The organism is Kribbella flavida DSM 17836 (assembly GCF_000024345.1).
Taxonomy (GTDB): domain Bacteria; phylum Actinomycetota; class Actinomycetes; order Propionibacteriales; family Kribbellaceae; genus Kribbella; species Kribbella flavida.
Genome location: NC_013729.1, coordinates 4,751,039 through 4,770,819, shown reverse-complemented (window position 1 = coordinate 4,770,819; position 19,781 = coordinate 4,751,039). Strand labels below are relative to the sequence as shown.

At 69.5% G+C, this 19,781-nt stretch carries 18 protein-coding genes and 1 pseudogene; 13 read left to right on the top strand and 6 right to left on the bottom strand.

Annotated elements, in window-relative coordinates:
- Positions 1 to 104: 104 nt before the first annotated feature.
- The 3 genes from KFLA_RS21970 to KFLA_RS37545 all read left to right on the top strand — a co-directional run bounded on the left by KFLA_RS21970 (position 105) and on the right by KFLA_RS37545 (position 3,054).
- On the top strand, positions 105 to 1,460 hold the full coding sequence (locus KFLA_RS21970; RefSeq protein ID WP_012922013.1) for an aminotransferase-like domain-containing protein: 1,356 nt from the start codon (positions 105 to 107) through the stop codon (positions 1,458 to 1,460).
- Positions 1,461 to 1,532: 72 nt separating this feature from the next.
- A complete protein-coding gene (pdxS, locus tag KFLA_RS21965; RefSeq protein ID WP_012922012.1) occupies positions 1,533 to 2,438 on the top strand; it encodes a pyridoxal 5'-phosphate synthase lyase subunit PdxS in 906 nt (301 codons plus the stop codon).
- A gap of 397 nt (positions 2,439 to 2,835) precedes the next feature.
- Positions 2,836 to 3,054, top strand: coding sequence for a hypothetical protein (locus tag KFLA_RS37545; RefSeq protein WP_148256698.1), 219 nt, complete (start codon positions 2,836 to 2,838; stop codon positions 3,052 to 3,054).
- On the opposite strand, the gene KFLA_RS21960 is transcribed toward KFLA_RS37545, so the two are convergent.
- Positions 3,041 to 4,717, bottom strand: coding sequence for a TIGR04141 family sporadically distributed protein (locus KFLA_RS21960; protein ID WP_012922011.1), 1,677 nt, complete (start codon positions 4,715 to 4,717; stop codon positions 3,041 to 3,043). The genes KFLA_RS37545 and KFLA_RS21960 overlap by 14 nt on opposite strands.
- 1,060 nt (positions 4,718 to 5,777) lie before the next feature.
- Between KFLA_RS21960 and KFLA_RS39000 the strand changes: the two genes are divergently transcribed.
- Entirely contained in the window at positions 5,778 to 6,386 is a 609-nt protein-coding gene (locus KFLA_RS39000) for an ATP-binding protein (RefSeq protein ID WP_237706564.1), read from the top strand.
- Between the two features lie 30 nt (positions 6,387 to 6,416).
- Positions 6,417 to 6,611: a hypothetical protein gene (locus tag KFLA_RS38995; protein ID WP_237706563.1), complete on the top strand. Its 195-nt coding sequence runs from the start codon at positions 6,417 to 6,419 to the stop codon at positions 6,609 to 6,611.
- A gap of 125 nt (positions 6,612 to 6,736) precedes the next feature.
- Here KFLA_RS38995 and KFLA_RS21950 read toward each other — a convergent pair whose 3' ends face one another.
- Positions 6,737 to 7,603, bottom strand: a complete 867-nt coding sequence (locus tag KFLA_RS21950) for a hypothetical protein (protein ID WP_012922009.1) — start codon at positions 7,601 to 7,603, stop codon at positions 6,737 to 6,739.
- Between the two features lie 248 nt (positions 7,604 to 7,851).
- On the opposite strand from KFLA_RS21950, the pseudogene KFLA_RS39700 reads away from it, so the two are divergent.
- The 3 genes and pseudogenes from KFLA_RS39700 to KFLA_RS21940 all read left to right on the top strand — a co-directional run.
- Positions 7,852 to 7,932: pseudogene (locus KFLA_RS39700) on the top strand (alpha/beta hydrolase); the annotation flags it as partial.
- Complete coding sequence (locus tag KFLA_RS39550) at positions 7,922 to 8,095, top strand: alpha/beta hydrolase (protein WP_083792895.1); 174 nt, start codon at positions 7,922 to 7,924, stop codon at positions 8,093 to 8,095. The pseudogene KFLA_RS39700 and the gene KFLA_RS39550, both read left to right, overlap by 11 nt.
- A gap of 71 nt (positions 8,096 to 8,166) precedes the next feature.
- On the top strand, positions 8,167 to 8,595 hold the full coding sequence (locus KFLA_RS21940) for a hypothetical protein (protein ID WP_148256697.1): 429 nt from the start codon (positions 8,167 to 8,169) through the stop codon (positions 8,593 to 8,595).
- 63 nt (positions 8,596 to 8,658) lie between these two features.
- Here KFLA_RS21940 and KFLA_RS21935 read toward each other — a convergent pair whose 3' ends face one another.
- Both KFLA_RS21935 and KFLA_RS21930 read right to left on the bottom strand, forming a co-directional pair.
- A complete protein-coding gene (locus KFLA_RS21935) occupies positions 8,659 to 9,402 on the bottom strand; it encodes a MerR family transcriptional regulator (protein WP_012922006.1) in 744 nt (247 codons plus the stop codon).
- 62 nt (positions 9,403 to 9,464) lie between these two features.
- The gene (locus tag KFLA_RS21930; protein ID WP_085956231.1) at positions 9,465 to 10,724 is read right to left on the bottom strand and encodes an FAD-binding oxidoreductase; all 1,260 of its coding nucleotides are present in this window, start codon (positions 10,722 to 10,724) and stop codon (positions 9,465 to 9,467) included.
- A gap of 79 nt (positions 10,725 to 10,803) precedes the next feature.
- Between KFLA_RS21930 and KFLA_RS21925 the strand changes: the two genes are divergently transcribed.
- A complete protein-coding gene (locus KFLA_RS21925; protein ID WP_012922004.1) occupies positions 10,804 to 11,409 on the top strand; it encodes a TetR/AcrR family transcriptional regulator in 606 nt (201 codons plus the stop codon).
- Between the two features lie 46 nt (positions 11,410 to 11,455).
- On the opposite strand, the gene KFLA_RS21920 is transcribed toward KFLA_RS21925, so the two are convergent.
- Both KFLA_RS21920 and KFLA_RS21915 read right to left on the bottom strand, forming a co-directional pair.
- A complete protein-coding gene (locus KFLA_RS21920) occupies positions 11,456 to 12,385 on the bottom strand; it encodes a CPBP family intramembrane glutamic endopeptidase (RefSeq protein WP_012922003.1) in 930 nt (309 codons plus the stop codon).
- 17 nt (positions 12,386 to 12,402) lie between these two features.
- Positions 12,403 to 13,053 carry a hypothetical protein gene (locus KFLA_RS21915; RefSeq protein ID WP_012922002.1) on the bottom strand — a complete coding sequence of 217 codons (651 nt, stop codon included), beginning with the start codon at positions 13,051 to 13,053 and terminating at the stop codon, positions 12,403 to 12,405.
- A 102-nt stretch (positions 13,054 to 13,155) separates the two neighbouring features.
- On the opposite strand from KFLA_RS21915, the gene KFLA_RS21910 reads away from it, so the two are divergent.
- The 4 genes from KFLA_RS21910 to hrpB all read left to right on the top strand — a co-directional run bounded on the left by KFLA_RS21910 (position 13,156) and on the right by hrpB (position 19,775).
- On the top strand, positions 13,156 to 13,788 hold the full coding sequence (locus KFLA_RS21910; RefSeq protein WP_012922001.1) for a TetR/AcrR family transcriptional regulator: 633 nt from the start codon (positions 13,156 to 13,158) through the stop codon (positions 13,786 to 13,788).
- Positions 13,789 to 13,810: 22 nt separating this feature from the next.
- A complete protein-coding gene (locus KFLA_RS21905) occupies positions 13,811 to 16,597 on the top strand; it encodes a helix-turn-helix transcriptional regulator (RefSeq protein ID WP_012922000.1) in 2,787 nt (928 codons plus the stop codon).
- 135 nt (positions 16,598 to 16,732) lie between these two features.
- Positions 16,733 to 17,101: a YciI family protein gene (locus KFLA_RS21900; RefSeq protein ID WP_012921999.1), complete on the top strand. Its 369-nt coding sequence runs from the start codon at positions 16,733 to 16,735 to the stop codon at positions 17,099 to 17,101.
- 118 nt (positions 17,102 to 17,219) lie between these two features.
- Positions 17,220 to 19,775, top strand: coding sequence for an ATP-dependent helicase HrpB (hrpB, locus tag KFLA_RS21895; protein ID WP_148256696.1), 2,556 nt, complete (start codon positions 17,220 to 17,222; stop codon positions 19,773 to 19,775).
- Positions 19,776 to 19,781 lie beyond the last annotated feature (6 nt).

Below are 19,781 nucleotides of genomic sequence, written 5' to 3'. Positions count from 1 at the left end.
GCCGGCTCACTGTCTACTCTCGGCAGCGCCGATGAGAGCGGCGTGAGGCGTCGATGAGAGTCGGTTCATCGAACGAATCAGGCCAGTCGTGGGAGACTGGACTCATGTGGCGGGGGAGTGACCTGGACCCGGTGGACGGGACCAAGACGGAGCAGGTCGAGGCGCTGGTGCTGCGCCGGATCGAGCGGGGAGATCTGTCGATCGGTTCGCGGCTGCCGTCGGAGCGGGTGCTGGCCGAGCGGCTCGGCGTCAGCCGGGTGACCGTGGTGCGGGCGCTGGACCAGCTACGCGCCGACGGCGTCCTGGAGACCCGGCGCGGCTCCGGCACGCACGTCCGGCCGCTGGACCGGCTACTGGACCCGATCGCCCCGGTGTCCACGGTGACCGCGGGGGACCAGCCCGTGCTGGACCTGCGCTTCGCCACCACCGCTGCTCCGCACGACGTGGCGGAGGTGGCCGCGCAGATCGTTGCCGAAGGCCTCCCACAAGCGATGGGCGGCGACGGTCCACCACCCGGTGGCTCACTGGAACTCCGTACTGCGCTCGCGGAGCGGCTCACCCTCGAGGGGGTTCCGACCGAGCCCGGTCAGCTCACGCTGACCGTCGGTGCGGCCGCCGGACTGAACGCGGCACTCGCCGGACTCGACCTGGGCCCCGGAGTGGCGATCACCGAGACGCCGACGTACCCGGCGGCCTTCGACCTGCTCCGCAACCACCGGCTGGACGTCGTGGGCTGGCCCGCGGGCGTCTGGGACACCGACCAGCTCGCTCATCTGTGCCGGCGCCACAAGCCGAAGGTGATCTACCTGCAGGCCGACAACCACAACCCGACGGGGCTCAGCCTGCCGGCGGACCGGCGTACGGCGGTGGTGGAGATCGCCCGGCGCTACGGAGCCGCGCTGATCAGCGACGAGACCATGCGGCCGCTGTGGCTGGCCGGCGGGAAGCAGGCCGACCCGCTGAGCCGCTATCCCCGAACAGTGAGCGTCGGCTCGCTCAGCAAAACGGTGTGGGGCGGACTGCGCGTCGGCTGGGTGCGGACCGGTCGTCAGCTCCGCCGGAAGATCAACACCTCGGCCCGGCTGAGCGTGACGTCACCGAGCGCGCTGGATGACCTGCTGGCGTTGGCGATCCTCGACCGGCTGGACCGGGTGATCTCGCGGCGCAAGACCCGGCTGCGCGCCAACCTGGCCGCGCTGGAGAACGGACTGGACACTGTGCCTGGAGTGGCCTGGGCGACGCCGACCGGGGGCATGACGTTGTGGCTGGAGCTGACGGAGGTGCGGTCCCGTCGGGCGCTGGAGGCGGCCCGAGAGCAGGGCCTGCTGCTGGGCGCCGGCGACCTGTTCACCCCGGACGGCACCGACCGGCGGCACCTGCGCATCCCGTTCACCGCGCCACCGGCGACGCTGCGGCTCGTGGTCGCCCGGCTGGCCGCCGCCATCGCTCAGTCCAGTTGATCTGAGGTGGACTGAAATCCCGCCGCGCTGCCGTCCTACGCTGGAGCCCATCGACCCCACCAGGAGGACGCAGTGACCGACACCGAGACCACGACGCCGCAGACCGGGACCGCGAAGGTCAAGCGCGGCATGGCGGAGATGCTCAAGGGCGGCGTGATCATGGACGTCGTCACCGCCGAGCAGGCCAGGATCGCCGAGGACGCCGGCGCGGTCGCGGTGATGGCGCTGGAGCGGGTGCCGGCCGACATCCGGGCCCAGGGCGGCGTGTCCCGGATGAGCGACCCGGACATGATCGACTCGATCATCGCGGCGGTCTCGATCCCGGTGATGGCCAAGGCCCGGATCGGTCACTTCGTCGAGGCGCAGGTGCTGCAGAGCCTCGGCGTCGACTACATCGACGAGTCCGAGGTGCTCACCCCGGCCGACTACGCCAACCACATCGACAAGTGGCAGTTCACCGTGCCGTTCGTCTGCGGCGCGACCAACCTGGGCGAGGCGCTGCGCCGGATCACCGAGGGCGCGGCGATGATCCGCTCCAAGGGCGAGGCCGGCACCGGTGACGTCTCGAACGCGACCACCCACATGCGCCAGATTCGCCAGGAGCTGCGCCGGCTGCAGAACCTGCCGGAGGACGAGTTGTTCGTCGCCGCCAAGGAGCTGCAGGCGCCGTACGAGCTGGTGAAGGAGGTCGCGGCCGCGGGCAAGCTCCCGGTCGTGCTGTTCACCGCCGGCGGCATCGCCACCCCGGCCGACGCCGCGATGATGATGCAACTCGGCGCCGAGGGCGTGTTCGTCGGCTCCGGCATCTTCAAGTCCGGCAACCCGGCCCAGCGCGCCGAGGCGATCGTCAAGGCCACCACCTTCTACGACGACCCGGACGTGGTCGCCAAGGTCTCCCGCGGGCTGGGCGAGGCGATGGTCGGCATCAACGTCGACGAGATCCCGCAGCCGCACCGCCTCGCGGAACGCGGCTGGTAGTCGATCGGAGCAGTACCTTTTCGCCTCGGATGCCGGCGCGAACCGGGTGTGGGAGGTCAGTCCCACTGGGGCTGGAGACTGGTCACCCGAGGCGTCGACAATCCTAGCCATGGGTCTTAGCTTGACCATCTTTTAGTGCTGATTGAGGTGACTAAAAAAGCGCGGTCGAGCACCGCGAGGTGCTGGTCGAGTTCCGGCTGCTGACCGAACACGAGGACATTGTCCGAGCTGTGAACGTGTTGCGAGCGTCACCCGACGCAGTCCGAGCCTCCCGCGGTCCCACCGGAGGTGCTGGTCGCGGCGGCCAGCATCGTCGACGGGGGGCGACGTCGATCTCAAGGGTCTGCAGATCCCAGCTGCCGCAGACCGTGCAGCTCGGTCTGCCGCGCTGCCCGGGGTGACTCCCGCACTCGCGCTGTACGAGTTGTTGTTCGATGCCGCGCCTCGCCGACCGGCGAAGGAGACCCCATCGACGACGGCAGTGGAGGTTGCAGGGTGGCTCGGCCCTCTCGGCGAGCTGGCCGCCGAGGTCATGATCGCCGGTACGCGCCTGCCGCACGAGGCCGTCGGGTACGAACTGTTAAGCGCCGAGTCCGAGGTGCTCAATCGGATCTGACGTCCGCCAGGTGGATAGCGCGAACCTCGACGTCGATACGGGCTGAGTGCAGGAAACGGGAGGCCTGGACGAGGGCCGCTTGAGCGAAGGGAAACAAGGTCTTGGAGGTGACCTCCTCGCCGGCCTTGAGGAGGATGCCGAAGACGACCTTGGTGGGTTCGAAGCCTTCGGCGAGTTCGCGGCCGCGGCCGTGTTTGCGGACGAGCTCGCGGAAGCGGGTGCGGGCGGTCGAGGAGCCTTCGAGACCTTGGACGGCCACGCAGGCTTGCATGAACAAGTGGCTGAGGGGAGAGGAGCCGGAGGCCTTCTTGACGTGAATCAGCTCGTTGTCGGGGCCCAGCAGGTCGCAGGCTTCGAACCCCCAACGGCGGTGGAACTCGTCGCGGACGCCTTTGCGGTCGAGGCAGACGAGCCCGAGGTCAGGGTCGAGGCCGGCGGCGTCGTTGTACTGACCCTCGGTGTGGTGTGGTCGCCAGTCCGGAAGGACCAAGTCGGAGTGAACGGCGAGGAGCTCCTCGACGTGTTCCTGAAGGCGGACTTGGTAGCCGGCGTCGATCTCGTACCACTGGCCGTCGACCAGAGCGAAGTGCTGGTCGTCGACGGGCAGCACGGCTTCGAGCCAGTCGATGGCTCGGGCATCGCCTACCGAGTAACTGGCACCGTCGTCCTGGAAAGCGGTGATGCGACCCTCGCGGAACGCCCGGACACGAGTGCCGGCCTGAAGGATGCTGGCCCGGTTCAGCAGGTTTTCGACGGCGATCTCGGTGGTTGTTCGAGTACCGCCGCCAAGCGTGACCTTGAAGGTCCGGACGTCGTCGACTAGTTCGGCGAGCTCAGTCGGTACGACGCTACTCAGCCGATGTCGTACTTCGTCGGGTGTGCTGCTGAGCAGCGCTTCGAAATCCGCTTCCAGTTGGGCGAGCAGTGTCTTGTCGTATAGAGGCCGGACCCGATCGGCGAACTCGAGTTCCGGCTGGCGCTCGCGGGCCAGCACCTCGGCGATGGTGCGGATGTCGGCCACCATCTCGATCGGGTCGGTGGCCAGACGGATGTGCAGGCCGACTCCACCGTCGACCGGTACGGGCTTATCGGCCTTGGTGTGGGTCAGCTGGAAACTCTCGGACTTACCGCTGGCGCTGCCGACCAGGTCGGCGTACGCGTCGGTGACGTCGAAGGCCCAGATGGGGGATCCCTCGGGCATGCGGGTCACCTCGGTCCGCCCGCGGTGTCCTGGACGGCGCCGCATGAGCTTGCTGACGTGTTTGGGGTCGAGCGCCCGGATCGCGAACTCGAGCCCGAACCGGCGGTCCTTCTCGTCACTGGAGAGCAGGCGGAATCCCTGTCCGTACCCGATCGCGTAGCTCCGGCCGTCGATGATCAGGAGCAGCAAGCCGGCCGACCGCGCGTCGACGAAATGGACTGCTTGACCAGTCGTTCGGCTGGCGGCCGCGCACCACTCCGCGGACTCACCGTCCCGCGTGCGGTACGAGCCCTGAACCCACAAGCCGGCGGCGCCGCCCACGGTTACGGCGGTGAACTCGAACTGCTCCAGCAGATTGAGCTGCTCTTGGTCCAGCGCATCGATCAGCCCCGCCGGGTCGGCAGGGGTGCGCCACAGACGGTGCAGTGTCAGATTCCGTGATCGCGGAGCTCGGTGGACCATCCGAACCGCCTTTCGTCACGCTCTGTGCAATTCAGGAGATCATGGAAGCGGAGATATCGCAGCGTGTTGCGGCGCGCCTGGGCGCCAGGAAGGTGCGCATCACTCCGGCCTCGACATGGTCTTGCCGCTCGCCTGTTCTGCGGCAATGATCCGGTCCGCTGCGTCTAGTGAGATGTCGATCGGCTTCTCGATCAAGGCGTGTTTGCCGGGGGAGGGTTTGACAACCTCAGCTGCCGATCGCCATCTGCAGCGTCTGACCGCGGCGACCGTTCGATGGACCTGGCGGGACTGCTCGCCCAGATGGATCGCTCGCTGAGTGAGCAGCACGTGGCTGACCCGGCCGAGTGATGAGTCTGTACTCGAGCGAATTTCGAAGCTGTCAGCGATCGAATCCCACGCCCCCAGCGCGATGCGCTGAAACGTCGCTGGCGGAAATCACCAATCAGGGCGTAGCCATTTTGGACCACGGCATGGGGATCGACAGGGTTCAGGTGCCGTGGTCTTGCCCCCCGGAGTTGGGCAGGTAGATCCGACGGTCGCCGATGACCACAGCCGATGCCACTTCATTTCGAGTGACGGTGCGGCAAAACACCAGCACTGTAGCGGCAGAACGACGGTCTGTGTGGGGTGCTTCCCCCCGGAGTACCCGAGGAAGTTCTGTGATCAGTGCGTTCGTGCCAAGCCGTGCCGCTGCGCCTATGGGGGATGCACTCGCTGACACGCGTGTTGTCTTGGTGAACGGCGCGCGCCAGAGCGGCAAGAGCACACTCCTGCGTCGGATCGGGAAGGGACACGGCGCCGACTGGTGCACGCTCGATGACGCTGACATCCAAGAGTTCGCCGCACAGGGCTCGCGGAGCTTCGTTGGCTTGCCGCGCGGATGATCATCGACGAGGTACAGCATGTTCTGGGGCTTCTTCTCGATCAAGGCGCTAGTTGACGAGGAGCCGGATCCCGGGCGGTTCTTGCTCACCGGATCGTCTCGCGCTGGCGATGCGGGACCTGCCCGACACGCTCGTGGGCCGGATGGAGACGATTGAGCTCTGGCCGCTGTCGCAGGGTGAGATCGACGGTGCACCGGACGGGTTCGTGGACGCCGCGTTCGAGCTCGGCCCTGCGTCATGAATCGGCGGTAGATCGCGATGGCTACATCGAGCGGCTCGTCCGGGGTGGGTTTCCGGATGCGGTCAGACGTGCGCCCCGTCGACGAGAGCGGTACTTCGACTCGTATGTCGCCGACACGATCAACCGGGACGTCATGCAGTTGTGGGACATCGAGCGTGGTCGGGAGATGCACTCGCTGGTCCGGCTTCTGGCGGCTCGATCCGGCCAGATCGTGGTCCCCGCGTCCTTGGCCAATGGTCTGGAGGTGTCCGCACAGACCGTGCGCCGCTACCTCGCGCTGCTCGAAGAAGTCTTCCTGATCAAGCAGATCCCAGCCTGGACCCGGAACCTCAATACGCGCAGCATCGCGAAGTCGAAGCTTGCCTTTGTCGACTCCGGCGTTGCGGCGGCCATGCTCGATCAGGATGTCTCTCGGCTGCGTAAGCCTGGAAGCCCGTTGGGCGGCCTCCTCGAAGGGTTCGTGGCGATGGAGATCGCGCGCCAGCTCACGTGGTCCCGCACCAGGGCCGAACTCTTTCACTATCGGACGCGGGACCAGGTCTAGGTCGACATCGTCCTGAATCGCCGTGGCGAGGTGATCGCGATCGAGGTGAAGTCCTCGGCCACACCGTCGACCGAAGACTTCCGCGGCATCCGGCACCTCCATGAACGGGTCGGCGACGACCTCGTCGCGGGGTACGTCCTCCATGCCGGCCCGCACACTCTGCCGTTCGGTGACAAGTACCTCGCAGTTCCCATCAGCGCACTCTGGGAGACGCCGCCCGCCTGAGGCTCATGCAATGTCCTCAACGAGATTCCAGCAGGGCGCCTGAATCACCCTTGTCCGTATGTACGTACGGCGCACGTAGCTGCGGCCGATCGGCAAAGCGACCCCGGTGAGGTGAAAGGTGTGGATCATCGGGCATGCTCCATCTTGTAGTGCAGACGCATCATCCAGGTGCGCCCGATCCGCAGCTCGTGGTCGGTGCGGAGCACCCCGTAGGGGTCGCAGTACAGGCGGAAGGTCTCGTGGAGCGGGACGCGCGCCGCGAAGTCCCGTCCGTCGTCGTGCACAACGACGTACGCGCCGTCCTGCCCGAATCGCCCTGGGGGCGACTCCAGGACGAGCCCGCCGCCGTCACTGTTGACCGGTCGCAGGAAGACCTGGACGTTCCCGGACTCGAGCGGGAACGCGACATGGACGCTCGGCTGCGCCGCGCCGGGGAGACGCCGCGCCGAGTAGCAGCCGCTGAACACATAGCGACCCGACGGCCGGAGCGTCCGCAGCCACGCGGCGCCCACCTGCTCGCCATCCCGGTTGCGGATCACGCGGACCCGGCTGTCCATCCCGTACGCGACGTCAAGCGGGCGCATCGGGAGAGACAGCTGCTCCACCCGGCGGCCGAACAAGCGCGCGATCAGCTCACCTGCCGGCCAGAACAGCGGTGACCATCCGGTCCACACCTCCATGTGCCAGGCGGCGGTGTGCTCATAGAAGTCGCGGATCCGTGGATCCAGTCGGGAGGCGTCGAACCCGGGGCCGTCGAGGATGGTCATCGCAGGGAGCAGACCGGGTGCTGGGCCCGCTGAAGGATCTGCGGTCGCGGCATCCTCGTCGACCGTGCCGCCGTGGTGCGTAGCCTCGGCGGAAAGCCAGCCGTCCCCGACCGCGGAGGAACGACTCATCGGGGCGCGCAGCCAGGAGTGGTCCACGGCGAGGTCGACTGGCTTGCCGACCAGTCGCCAGAACTTCCGGGACCCGAGGTCCAGCGCATGGTTCACGACAACGCATTCTTGCAGGGGTCCGCCGTTGAACTTGCCTGCGGATGGGTGAGGGGTTCACGGGATCTTGCCCACATCAACGCGGGCCTTGGCGCTCCGACGACCAAAGTCTCGCCAGTTGACCGAGGTGCCCTGATCAGTGTGCATGTACTGTCCGCGCCGTTACGGGACTCAACGTGGACGAGATCCCGCAACCGCACCGGCTCGCCGAGCGCGGCTGGTAGTACGAGCCGTCCGAGCGACATCGCGATCATCGGCAGGGGCCGCGCAACGTGCTGATCCTGCAGAACCGGCGGGACCCGGTCACCCCACTCGCCGGTGGCGAACTGTTGCGGGAGAAGGGCGAGAAGCGGCTCCCGGCTGGTCACCGTCGACGAGAGTGGGCGTGATGTCTACGTGCCCGGTGGTAACGCCTGCGCGATGAACCTCACCACTTCCTACCTGGTCGACGGCACCATGCCGTCCTGTGATCGGACCTGCCGGCGGGGCTGACGTTGACTGTGCCCTAGGGGCACGGTGTGGACTGCCGGCATGCGGACAAAGGCTGACTGGAGCACCGTGAGTTGGCCGAGATCCTGCGGCATTCCGACTGCGCCGACTTGCCGCCAAGCTTCGGTGACCGCCGGCGGCGTGCCCGGCATCGCGACGAACGAGCCGGAAGGCATGACATGCTCCTCTACGAGAGTGCGATGCAGGTCGTTCCCGTCCTGCTGATCGCGCTGTTCATCGAGACCCGCAGCGTCGACCCCCAGGCCAGCCGAGCGATGCGACGCTGGGTGAACGTGCACGACAGGGGTTACGCCGCGCTCGGCATTGTCGCGTTCATGGTGTCGATGCTCGTCGTAGCGGATATCGTCGCTGCCGGACGCGCTCCGGCGGCGATCGTCATCGCTACCCTCAGCGGCTGCATGGGCATGCTGTACACCCGGATTCTGCAGCGCTTTGCCCATGACCGCGGTCCGCGGCGCGATCAGGCGTCGGCCGACCGCTGAGTGCCGTGAGAACCGGGCAACCTACGGCGGGGCCCTCCCGGTCACCGGGCAACCACACCCGAATCACTGAGCCGGCTGGTCGTGCGGGTCGGACAGCAGTCGGCTGATGCGCCGGAGAACGTCCAGTTGCGCGCTGTTGTAGAGCTCCCTCAGGGCTTGGCCGACGGCCTGCTCGACGTAGCGCGCGCTGTACCGGGTACCGGCGTTCGTGATCTTCACGTCAGGATGCTTCGCGGACAGCGTGCGTACGTAGGGGACCAGGTCCCGGGCCACCGCGGCGCGGGTCTGCTCATCGGCGTCGGCGGGAAGCGTGTCGAACCGTTGGGCGACCGGGTCGATGACGGGCTCACGCAGCAGGTCCGCCCAGGCCCGCATGGTTTCTGCTCCGAGGACCCGGGTCAGCACGACGATGAACGAGCGGTCGGCGGGTGACATCCGCGCCACGACGTCGGAGGCGGCGAAGCCAGGTGGCAGTTCGGCCGGCGTCGGCTGCCGCAGGATGACGCCGAGTTCGACGCGAGCGCGCTGGAGACGTTCGATGGTGGCTGCGAGTTCGGCGTCGAGGGTGCGCAGGGCCTCCACAGGTTGGTCGTCGGTGTCGTCCATGGTCGCGATCTGGGACAGCGAGAAGCCAAGCTCCGTCAGGCGCTTGATACGCAGGATCCGGACAAGGTGAGCCACCTCGTACTGCTTGTAGCCGTTGGTACGCCGCTGTGGTTCCGCCAGCAGTCCGATGTCGTGGTAATGGCGTACCGCTCGCAGTGTGGTGCCGGCGAGTTGAGCGATCTCGCGGGTGCTCCAGGCCACTGCACTCCTCCGTCACCTGCTACCCGTCGTCGTTCGGGCGGTTGTCTCGCGGATATCGGCCGTCAGAGCTTGCCCGGGGCGTGGAACACGAGTTCAGGGTCGTACCGTCGTTTGGCGGCGACCAGTCGCTCGGTATTCGGCCCGAAGACGGCTGCGGTGCGCTCTGTGTCGTCCGGCCCGAGCAGATTGGGATAGCCGCCCGGAAGGCGGTCGGTCGCCCGTACCCAGTCCCGGTGCCGCTTTTCATCGGGGTCCCCTGGTTCCCAGACCGCGATGGTCTCGACCATCAGGTGCGGCGTCCGGTTGCGGAACGCGGTGGCGTCGGCAGGCACGCGAGCGGCCGCCCCGTGGAGGCTGTGCAGCGAGATCGCGGACAGTGGCGAGGTCTTGGCGTTTGCCGCGTCGAGCAAGATGTCCTGAACGGTACGGTCGAGTCCGGTGACTGTCCGCGTCGCGATCTCGACGTGGCGACCGGCCGGGAACATCGCGTCGATCTGTGCGAGCTGATCGACCATCGTGGTCGGCCCGACCTGCGCCGCCAGCGGCTCGCCGAGCTCGGTGAGCCGCTGCAACTCCCGGGTTCCCACCTCGGGATCGCCGCACCAGGTCGGTGCGGCGAAGAGCGCCGGCTCACCGGTCGGGGTCGTGATGAAGCCGGCTTGCACGGTCAGCTCGTCCGGCCCGCGCAGCAGCGACTCCTCCAGTTCCGGCAGAGCGTCGAACCGGTACATGATCATCCCGGCCAGGATCGCCGGCACCGCGTGCAGTTGGATCCGCATCGTGGTGACCACACCGAAGTTGCCTCCACCACCGCGCAGCGCCCAGAGCAACTCGGGGTCGTGCTCGTCGTCGGCGGTGACCAGCGTGCCGTCGGCGAGCACTACGCCGGCTGACAGCAGGTTGTCGGCGGCGAGACCGAACCGGCCGCTCAACGGTCCGTAACCACCGCCGAGCGTCAGACCGGCCATACCGACCGAACCGGCCGTCCCGGTCACCGCGACCAAGCCTGCCCGCTGCGCGGCCGCGGCCACGTCAGCCGCGGTGGCGCCGCCCGCCACGGTGGCGATCGCGGTGACCGGGTCGACGCTCACCTGTCGCATCGGGCTCAGATCGAGGGTCAGGCCGCCGTCGGCCAGCGCCCGGCCGGCCCAGTCGTGCCCGCCACCGCGGACCGACAGCGGGAGACCCTTCTCCCGGGCGGTCCGCACCCCGGCCTGGACATCGGCCGGGCCGGCGCATCGAACGACGGCAAGCGGACGGCTGGTCACCGCACCGTTCCAGATCGACAGGGCTGCTTCGTATTCCGTTCCGGAGGTCAGCATGTCACTCACGTCACCAGAGTAACGCTCTATTCATCAGAGTGCACCTCTGGCGAATGACCTGGGACTAGGCTGAGCTGCCATGACCGAGCCTCCGAGGGGCCGGCGCGCCGAGTACGCCGCAGCCACCCGCGCCGCCATCACCGACGCGGCACGTCTACTCTTCGCCCGTCACGGATTCTTCGCGACGAAGATCGACGACATCGCGGCCGAGGCCCGCGTCGCACCGGCCACGGTGTACGCGGTGGCCGGCGGCAAACAGGGCCTGATCCGAACGCTGGTCGACTTGTGGAGCCAAGCGCCGATCGTGGCGCAGACCCTTTCTCAGATCGAAACCCTCACCGACCCCGACGAGATCCTGCGGCACACCGCGGCGGTGGTCAGGTCCATGCGCGAGACCTACGGCGACATCATTCGGCTGGTGCTGTCCACCGCGCCCCACAACCCCGAGGTCGCCGAGAACCTGCGCGTGGCCACGACGCGCTACCGCGAGGCCATCGAGACCGTCGCCACCCGGCTCCACGACGTCGGCGGTCTGCGCGAGGGAACGACGGTCGCGGAGGCGAGCGACATCCTCTGGTTCTACTTCGGATACTCCGGCTACTTCACCTTGCACGATGACAACGGCTGGACCTACGAGCGATCGGAGAGCTGGCTGGTGACTCAAGCCGCCGCAGCTCTTCGCTGACACTTGGTTCGTCGCCGGCTTCGAGGTGGTGGCATGCGGGGGCGGCTCATTGTGGGGTGCGGGCGGGGCCGGTCTTCCGGGTGATCCACCAGGCGACGGCGGTGATGAGGACCAGCGCGCCGCTGGGGACGAGGTTCGCGATCGAGCCTGCCGTTTCGCCGCGGCTGCTGAGCGCGCCGCCGAGGTCGACGTGCAGCGTCGTGCCGAGGACGAGGGCCGTGAGGTTGTAAACAACGTGCAGGGCGACGGCTGCCTCGAGTCCACCGGTGCGCCAGGTGATGATCGCCAGCGACCCGAACAGAACGAGGTACGACGTGAGGATGTACGGGTCGAGCGAGCCGTGGAAGAGCGAGAAAAGGATGGTCGTGGCGACGATGCCGATCACCGCGCCGGAGCGGGCGCCGCGCGTCCACCCGCCCACGACGCGGAACATGAACCCGCGGAACCCGTACTCTTCGCCGGCCGCCGCCAGCGGTGTCAGCAGCATCCCGATCACGAAGAACGCGACCAGGTCGGCGTAGGTCCACGGGACCGGGTCGCCGGGCTCCAGCAGGAAGCCGGCTGCTATGACGACGAGCAGCAGCGGGCCGAAGGCCAGTAGCGATCGAGCGAAGACGCTGTACCTGAAGCGTCCGGCCACGGAGTGCAGCGAGCGGGCGGGCACTCCGTAGAGCAGGCGTTGCAACAGCATGCAGTAGGGAATCAGTACGGCGAGCGAGAGCGCACCCGCGGTCTGCTGGAGGGGCGTGAAGCCGGTGCGCCCGAGGATCTGCGTGTCGACGACGCGAGCGCCGAACAGAAACAACTGCGCGAATCCGACCAGGCCGACGACCAGCAGCACGATCGCGAGAACGCCGCGGAGAACTCGGCGCTTCTCACCCGCATAGACGCGGTGATACTCGACGGCGGCAGGCGCGCGGGGCGTTGGTACCGGTTCGTCGACCTGGAGGAGCCAGCTCGGGGCGGGGTTCGACATGGTTTCCTTTCGTGGGTTCAGCTGGCGAGATCGTCGAGCCAGCTGGACCGCATCCGGAGGGCACGTTCCGTGCTGCCGACGACCGCGGCGAGTCCGATCACCACAACGGCCGTCGGAGGGAGCTGGACGGGCCAGTTGAAGGTTCCGATCGAGTCGGCGATGGGAGGAACGTGGGAGATCGTCTCGATGAGCTGTGGCACGGTCACGCACAGCCCGGCGACGACGAAGGCGGTCGAGACGATGCCGACGAGCCGGCTCAGAGCGGGACGCCTGCGGTGCAGCCGGGCGCGGCGACCCTCGGCGGAGCCGGGATCGGGAATCAGTGGCGATTCGCCGCCGTCTGCGCGCACGTAGTGACAGCGGCGGAGGCCATAGGTGCCGACGGCGACCTCGATGTGGCCTCCCGGCACCGAGAAGCGGGCCGGCAGCCTCGAGTACGAGAGCAGCGAACCGTTGAGGTACAGCCGCGCGCGGACCACCCCGTCGTCGGCATCGCCCGCCTGGCGAACGTCCACCGCGTAGGTGTCGGTGGTGCCGTCAGACGCGCGGAGGGTGAGTGTACGCAGCGACCTGCTGAGCACCTGCCACCAACGGAAGCGCGGCAGCGGCTCGCCGGCTCCCGGTCGCACGCGCCGCGCGGCGCGACGGTTCCGCCAACTGTCGGGCATCAGCTGCTCCTTCTTCTCGAAGATCCGAACTAGTACGCTGTGTTAGTCGCGGTCAGCAGACTAGCACGCTGTACTAGAAGGTCGTCACAAGGAGGACCATCCATGGAGGCTCAGCCCGCGGAGCCGGGAACGCGCGACAAGATCCTGATCGCCGCGGCGACGATGCTCGGCGAGAACCCGACCGCTCGCTTGAGCGTTCGGGCCGTCGCCGCCCGCGCCCAGGTGAGCACGGGCTCGCTGCGGCACTTCTTTCCCACGCAGCGAGCCCTCATCGACACCGTCATCGCCGGGATCTACGACGTCGACATTCCTGATGACCCGATCGACGATCACACGAGCACACCGAACGAGCGGCTCGTCGCGTGCTTGAGACTGCTGCTCGCCCAAGTGGGCACCGGCGATCGGGCGCGGCGGCATTGGGGTGGGATCTACGAGGCGTACGTGGCCTCCACGCCCTCCGACGACGAGGCGGCCACCTACCTCGCGCTGGAGCGCCTGGGCCGGCACCGCATCGAGCGATGGCTGACCACTCTCATCGACGAAGGCGCGATCCCCGACGGCGCGGTCGAGCAACGGGCACGGTTCCTCGCCACCGTGCTCAACGGCCTCATGACACAACGTGCCCTGCCCGCCGATGCGGTGCAGGTGGAGACCGAAACCGAAATGCTCCGCCTCGCCGTCCACGCCGTCACGACTGCACCGGCCCAGGCGCCGAACCCCGCCACGGCACCCTGAAACGCCTTGACTGGTGCGGAGAATGCGTCCCGTCGACGAGATCCCGCAGCCGCACCGGCTCGCCGAGCGCGGCTATCGTGACCGCATGTCGCTGGTGGGAAGAGACGACGAGCTGAGGCGAATCGAACGACTGCTGGCGGATGCGTGTGCCGGGCACAGCGGTGCGCTGGTGGTGCGGGGTGAGGCAGGCGTCGGCAAGTCGGTGCTGCTCGACCGTGCGGTGTCGGTGGCGAGAGCCGAAGGCTTCCAGGTGCTGAGCGGGACCGGGGTCGAGTCCGACTCCGAGTTGGCGTACGGCGGCCTGCATCAGCTCCTGTTTCCGCATCTGGACCGGTTGGACGCTCTGCCGGGACCTCAGGCCGCGGCCTTGCGCGGTGCCTTCGGGCTGGCCGAGAGCGGTGAGGCGAATCGGTTCCTGATCTCCGCCGGCACCTTGGCGCTGCTCGCGGATCTGGCCGAGGACGGCCCGCTGCTGTGCGTCGTCGACGATCTGCAGTGGTTCGACCAGGGCTCCGCGGAGGCGCTGCTGTTCGCGGCTCGTCGCTTCGAGGCCGACGCGATCGCGCTGCTGTTCGCGGTGCGCGAGACGTCGATGCCGTTCGAGACTCCGGGTGTCGAGGTGCTGCAGCTGTCCGGCCTCGCGGCGGAGGCCGCCGCCCGGTTGCTCGACCTTCGGGCGCCGGAGCTGGCCGACTCGTTGCGGGCACGCGTGCTCGAGGAATCCGCCGGCAATCCGCTGGCGATCATCGAGCTCGGATCGACCCGGCACGAGGCCGATGACGCCGACCCGGCCGGGATGGTCGGCACGTTGCCGGTGTCCGTCCGGGTCCAGGAGCTGTTCCGCCGGCAGATCGCGGAACTTCCCGACCCGACCCGACGGGCGCTCCTGGTCGCCGCGGCGGACTCGACGGCGCCGCTCGAAACGGTCCTGCGGGTGGTCGAGGCCCTCGGGGGTGCTGCCGCCGACCTGGCGCCCGCGGAACGCGCCGCCCTGGTCCGGACCGGGACCCGCGTCGCGTTCCGGCATCCACTGGTTCGTGCGGCTGCCTATCGGGGCGAGCCGCTGCATCGACGGGTCGAGGTGCATCAGGCGTACGCCGACGCGCTGCCGGCCGACGCGGTCGCCGATCGCCGCGCCTGGCATCTCGCCGCCGCCGCAACGGCTCCCGACGAGGCGGTGGCGGTCGAGCTCGAAGGCGCTGCCGAGCGTGCCCGGCACCGTGGCGGCGCGATGGCGGTGTCCGTCGCCTACGAGCGCGCCGGCCGGCTCAGTGTGGACCCGCAGCCGAGAGCCCGGCGGATTGCCCAGGCCGCCCAAGCCGCGTTCGACGCCGGCAAGCCCGACCGAGCCGCCCGGCTGGCGGCCGAAGCGCTCTCGCTGACCGCCGACCCTGGCATCCGGGCCGAGGCCATCTACGCCCAGGGTGCTGTGGCCTACGAGCGCACCTCGCCGCGGATCGACGCGGAACTGACGATCGAGGCCGCCGCGCTGGTGCGCGACACCGATCCCGAGCAGGCCGCGCTCAATCTCTACGAAGCCGTGCACGCCGCCCGGCACGGGGCGGCCCACGACCTGCTGCAACAGGCCGTCGACCTCTTGCGCGAGTTCACGCCGCCGCGGCACTGGGCGATCGTGGTCGCCGCCTTTCTCGGGTGGGAGGAGCTGTTCGCCGGACGCCCCAAGCCGGCCGTCGGCCCGACACGCGAGCTCCTGGCCGCCGTACGCGACGGTGAACTCGACCTGACGCACCGGATGACCGCAGCGGTCGGCGGGCTCCTGATCGCCGCCGACGACGAGGTCGTCGCCGGAACCGAGGCCATGCTCGCCCAGGTGCGGGCGACCGGGGCGCTGGGCTGGGTGCCCTACCTCCTCAACGTGCTGGCGGTCGCGCGGCTGCTGCGCGGCGAGTTCGCGGACGCTCGCGCGGATGTCGCGGAAGGCGCGGCCGTCAGCGAGGAGTTCGGCAACTCGACCGAGCGACTCGCTCACCGCTCGGTGGAGGTGTGGCTTCATGCCGTGGCGGGGGAGGAGTCCCGCAGCCGGGATCTGGCTGCTGAGGTGCTTCCTGACGCCCGGAGCCGGCACCGGGTGAATGCGGAGATCGCGGTATGGGGCCTGGCGATGCTCGATCTGTCCGCCAGGCGGTTCGAGACAGCGCTCGGCGGACTCGAACAGGTCTGCCGCGGCCCCGCCCGCCGCGACGTACTGATGCGGGCGGTGCCCGACCTGGTGGAGGCAGCAGTCCGCAGCGGCGCACCGGACCGGGCAGGAGAGGCGTTGGCGGAGTTCGCGCACTGGGCCGAGCGGGTCGACCAGCCGGTCACCACCGGGCTCGCGCTGCGGTGCCGCGCGCTGTTGGCCGATGACGGCGAGGCCGAACCGCTCTACGTCGAAGGCCTGCGGCTGCACGAGCGGCACGGCGGCCCGTACGACCACGCTCGCACCCGGCTGGTGTACGGCGAATGGCTGCGTCGGCAACGCAGGCGCACCGAGGCGCGGGCCCACCTCGAGGCGGCGGCCGCCGGGTTCGAACGCATCGGTGCGACCCTGTGGGCCGAACGCGCCCACGGCGAGCTCGCTGCCTTCGGCGGAGCCAGGACCGAGCAGCGCGCCATCGGCCCCCTCACCCTGCTCACTCCGCAGGAGCTGCAGGTAGTGCAGCTGGCCGCGGCCGGGCACACCAACAAACAGATCGCCGCGCAGCTCTATCTCAGTCCGCGCACCGTTGGCCACCACCTCTACAAGGCCTATCCGAAGCTGGGTGTCACCGCCCGCAGCGAGCTGGCCGGCCTCGTCGCCGGGCCGTGAACCTCCTGCCGAGGCCGGTAGTCCGCCATCCGAAGCCAGTCACGATGACTGATGCTCCACCAGGTGCCTTCTCCGTAGCGTTTCAGTCAGCGCTCGGCCGGACCGAGACGCAGATCAGCGACCAAGGAGCACCTGATGACCCAGTACTTCCTCAGCCTTCCCCATGACTCCGAAACGGAGCCGACGATGGAGAGCATCGACCCCGCGGAGCTGGAGCAGCTCATGGCCGAGGTGGGGGCCTTCAACACCGCGCTCCAGGACAGCGGCGCCTTCCGGTTCGCCGGCGGACTGATGCCGCCGTCGACTGCCACCACCGTGGACGCCACCGGCGACGGTCCGGAGTTCACCCCCGGTCCCTTCGCGACGGCCAGCGAGTACCTCGGCGGGTTCTGGGTGATCGAGGCCGACAACGACGACGACGCGATCGGATGGGCCAAGCGGGCCTCCCGGGTGCTGCGGAGCCGTGTCGAGGTGCGCGCCCTGCAAGAGGCGCCCCCGGCGTGAAGCCGCAACCCGCACCGGCTCGCTGAGCGCGGCTGGTACGACGGACGACGAGGCTCACGCCGCGGTGGTCGGCGTGAGCCTCGCGCCCGTGGCGAGGGAGTCGGTTAGCGTCGGGGACGTGTTGTTGCCTGAAGCGTCGGTGCCGGGGGCGGATCTGCCTGTCCGGGCGGTTCTGCCGGCCACGGTCGAGGCGGTGCGTTCGCACGGTACGGCGGTGCTGGTGGCGCCGCCCGGGTCGGGGAAAACGTCGCTGTTGCCGCTGGCCCTGGGTGACGCGCTCGGCGGGGGCACGGTCGTTGTTGCCGAGCCGCGAAGGATGGCGACCCGTGCGGCTGCGGCCCGGCTGGCGCAGTTGGTCGGCGAACCGCTCGGGCAGCGGATCGGGTACGCGATGCGCGGTGAACGCAGCGGCGGCGCAGCAGTCCGGGTCGAGGTGGTGACGACAGGGCTGCTCGTACGGCGTCTGCAGCAGAACCCGGAGCTGCCGGGTGTCGCCGCGGTCGTGATCGACGAGTGCCACGAGCGGCACCTCGATGCCGATCTGCTGCTCGCGTTCTGCCTCGACATCCGGGCGAATCTGCGGGAAGACCTGGCGCTCGTCGCGACCTCGGCCACCGCGGACACGGTCAGGTTGAGTCGTGCACTGGGCTCGGAGGTTCCGGCGCCCGTGATCACCGCGTCCGCCGCGCTGTTCGACGTGGCGATCGAGTGGGCGCCGCCGCCGGTCCCGGTGCCGCTGCTTCCCGGTGGGCGGGTCGACCCGCGGCTGCTGGATCACGTCGCGACCGTCGTGGAGCGTGCACTGGCCGAGAACGACGGCGACGTGCTCGTGTTCGTCCCGGGGGAGGCCGAGATCGACGGGGTGACGCGCCGGCTGGCCGGTCGGAACGTCCTGCCGTTGTTCGGTCGCCAGTCCAGGGCCGAGCAGGACCGCGCGTTGGCGCCGGCCGCCACCCGCCGGATCGTCGTCACGACGTCGGTCGCGGAGAGTTCGCTGACGGTGCCCGGGGTCAGGGTCGTGGTCGACTCGGGGCTGGCCCGGGAGCCGCGGACCGACCAGTCCCGTGGCCTCGGTGCCCTGGTCACCTGCCGGGTGTCGAAATCGTCGGCCGACCAGCGCGCGGGTCGCGCCGGGCGGGAGGCGCCGGGCCGGGTCTACCGGTGCTGGTCGGCCACCGACCACGCGCATCTCGACGACCATCCGGCGCCGGAGATCGCGATCGCCGATCTGGCGGCCTTCGCCCTCGACCTCGCGGCGTGGGGTGCGCCTGCCGGTGACGGTCTGACCCTGCTCGATGCGCCGCCGGCGGTGGCGATGAGCGCGGCCACCGACCTGCTGCGCCGCCTGGACGCTCTCGACGACCGCGGCCGGATCACCGAGCGGGGACGGCGGATGGCGGCGATCGGGACGCATCCGCGGTTGGCCCGTGCGGTGCTGGACGGTACGCCGCGGGTCGGCGCCGACCGGGCCCGCGAGATCGTCGCGCTGCTCTCGGACGACTCCGGCCGCGACTTCGGCGACGATCTGCCGGCCCGCTGGCGAGCCCTCCGCCGCGGCGATGACCGGAGAGCCACGGCCCGCTGGCGGGAGGAGACGAAGCGCCTCGGCCGGGGCGAACCATCGGGTAGAGGTGCAGTGCCGGCTGGTCGGCGTGCGCATCCCGAAAGACCGGTGGAGCGGGAGACGAGCGCGGTACCGGACGACCTTGCGGTGGGCGTCGTGGTGGGGCTGGCGTACCCGGATCGGATCGCACGGGCCCGGGGAGCCGACTCGGCGACGTACCAGATGTCCGGAGGTACGGGCGCCGCGCTGGATCCGCAGTCGCCGTTGCGGACCTCGCCCTGGCTGGCGATCGCGGTTGCCGACCGGGCACCGGGTCGCGCCGACGCCAGGATCCGTTCCGCGGCGCCGATCGACGAGCAGACCGCGCGAGACATCGCCGGCGACCTCGTCTCGACCACCGACCGGATCCGCTGGGACGACGGCCGGATCGTGACGCGGCGCGTCGAGGCGCTCGGCGCGATCGTGCTCAACGACGTCCCGCTGGCGAGGCCCGACCGGCTGCTCGTCCAAGCGGCCGTCCGGGACGGCATCCGCCGCAGCGGGCTGTCCGTACTGCGCTGGTCGGCCGCCGCCCTCGCCTTGCGGGAGCGGCTCGCGTTCTGCCACGCGCACCTCGGAGCCCCGTGGCCGGCGGTCGACGACGAAGCACTGCTGGCCGATCTCGACGACTGGCTGGGGCCCGAGCTCGCCTCGGTGCGCGGCGCGCGCGACCTTGGCCAGCTCGACGTGGCTTCGGCACTCCGGCGACTCCTGCCCTGGCCCGCGGCGACCCGGTTCGGCGAACTCGCACCGGAACGGCTCCGAGTCCCCTCGGGCTCCGAGGTACGACTCGCGTACGACGGTGTGGAGCCTCCGGTCCTCGCAGTGAAGCTGCAGGAGGTGTTCGGCTGGACTGCCACTCCTGCCGTCGCGGACGGTCGGGTCCCGGTCGTTCTGCACCTGCTCTCGCCCGCACAGCGGCCGGTCGCCATCACCAGCGACCTCGCATCGTTCTGGAAGCAGGGGTATCCCCAGGTCCGGGCCGACCTGCGAGCCCGCTACCCGCGCCATCCGTGGCCGGAGGATCCACTCACCGCCGTCCCGACCAAGCGGCTCAAACCTCGCCGGTGAATGGAG